General features: G+C 59.9%; 2 protein-coding genes. Both read right to left on the minus strand.

The window, feature by feature from the left end:
- On the minus strand, window positions 1-565 hold a 565-nt coding region (locus WB402_RS05610), incomplete at its 3' end, for a TAXI family TRAP transporter solute-binding subunit (protein WP_424205932.1).
- Between the two features lie 279 nt (window positions 566-844).
- The gene (locus WB402_RS05615) at window positions 845-1,909 is read right to left on the minus strand and encodes an IS630 family transposase (RefSeq protein ID WP_424205934.1); all 1,065 of its coding nucleotides are present in this window, start codon (window positions 1,907-1,909) and stop codon (window positions 845-847) included.
- Window positions 1,910-1,976 lie beyond the last annotated feature (67 nt).

The following is a 1,976-nucleotide window of genomic DNA, read 5'->3' on the forward strand; positions in this document are numbered from 1 at the left end:
CCTTGGAGGCGGCGCGAACCACCTGTTTGAAACTCTTGAGGGGGATGCCGCTGTCCTCGACGATGGCGATGCCGATGTCGCCATCCATGTTGCCCGGCCGGTTGAAGGCGATGCGGATGTCTCCCGCATGCTTCTTGAGATCGGCCATGGTCTTGATGTCGTACTTCTTGGCGACGTCGCCGTTCACCAGAACGTAGTCGTACTGGAATCGGCTTTGCGCCGAATAGGTGCGGAACAGCGTGCGCAGATTCTTCAGCGGATGTCCCTTGAACGGGCCGGTGCCGCGATAGGCGGCGGTGAGCTCCATGTCGGCGGCGATCCCCATGGGGACCTTGCCGTCGGAGACCAGCTTGGCGTTGGCGAGGCCGCCGGATCCGGTCTGGTAGGTCACCGTGGAGCCGGGGTAGGCCTTGGCGAGCGCCTTGTCGATGCCGACCCCGATGGTCGACCACAAGCCGCCGGGGCTCGCACCCGCAAGTGTCAACTGAAAAGGTTGCGCCTGCGCAGCTCCGCCGAGCAGAACGGCGAAAGCCATCGCGATCATCATGTTCTTAACAGATGTCATCACTTTTCCTCCCTCATATGCGCCCTCCCCTTTGTGGCGCCTTTTGCATCTGCAGTTTCTTCTTCGCAGCTCACTCTTGTATCGGCATAAACGCACGGCAACAATGCGCATGCCGCGACGGCTAATCCATATTTTACCAGATTTGCGATCGAAATTGTTTGCAGAGGCCTGCGGCAATAAGCCCAAGTCAGCGGTCGGCGGCATGATGCTGTAGCGGGATTGAGCCTGATTCTGCTGCGGGGATGATCGGATTTGGAAATCGCGCGCTAGTACCCGGAATCAGAGTTGAGTGATACGGCGATTTTTGAACCGTCGCTGGTGGACCTTTTTCTTGGTCCAGGCGAATGGCTCGGCTGTCTCGTTGTATGCCGCGATGAAAGCATCGATGTGCTCCTGCAATTGCTCGACGGCGGTGAAGGAGGCGCCGTTCAGTGACTGGCCCTGCAGGATCGAAAACCATGTTTCGACCTGATTGAGCCACGACGACCGGGTTGGGGTGAAATGGAAATGGACGTTGGGATGCTTCCTGAGCCAGCGCTCGTTTTTCTTATGCGTATTAAGATTGTCGACGATGACGTGAAGCTCGCGGTCCGGGAAGGCGGCAACGATTCCGTTCATGAAGCCGAGGAACTCGACACGGCGACGCCGCTTGGAATGCGCCGCGATGATCCTGCCGGTGGCGACTTCGAGCGCTGCGAACAATGTCGTGGTGCCGTGCCGCTTGTAGTCGTGGCTTTGGCCGGTCAAGGCGCGTCCGTTCGGCAGTTTCAAATAGCCTTGCGCCCGCTCCAAGGCCTGGATCGAAGGCTTTTCGTCGATACAGAGAACAATCGCCTTGGCGGGCGGATCGACATAAAGACCGACCACATCGGCGGCTTTCGCCACAAACGCGGGGTCGTTGCTCTCGCACCACGACTTGCGGGCGGCGAGGTCAATATTGTGCTCGCGCAGGAAGCGCCAGACATACTGAACATCAACGTCGCCCAACGCCTTGGCCAGCAGCGGACCCGTCCACCGGGCATAGCCCGCAGGCGGCGACTTATCCAGAAGCGCCAGAATGCGCTTGTTCGTAGCCTTGCCGTAGATCGGCTTCTTGCCCGCCCGGGGACGGTCCTTCAGCCCATCAAGGCCGTGGTCGGCAAAGCGCCGCCGCCAATTGCTGACGATGCGCGGCTGAACCCCCACTTCCTCGGCGATCGAACGCGTGCTGCGGCCCGCAGCCGCCAGCAACACTATGCGCGCCCGCTTCACGTCGCGCTGCGCGCTGGTCGGTGCCCGGCAGCGCGCCTCAAGCACCTTGCGTACCTTCGGCTTGAGCCGAACCTCTCTTGCTTTGGGAATCATCCAGATCTTGAATCATGACTCACCTACGAAGAAAAGTGGGTACTAGCAATGATCGCAGACTCGATAC

The sequence above is a fragment of the Sulfuricaulis sp. genome, from assembly GCF_049587675.1.
In the GTDB taxonomy this organism is placed as follows: Bacteria; Pseudomonadota; Gammaproteobacteria; order Acidiferrobacterales; family Sulfurifustaceae; genus Sulfuricaulis.

Excerpts from the sequence above, each read along its gene's own strand:
- WB402_RS05615 (WP_424205934.1), bottom strand. The coding sequence starts at position 1,909 with ATGATTCCCAAAGCAAGAGAGGTTCGGCTCAAGCCGAAGGTACGCAAG.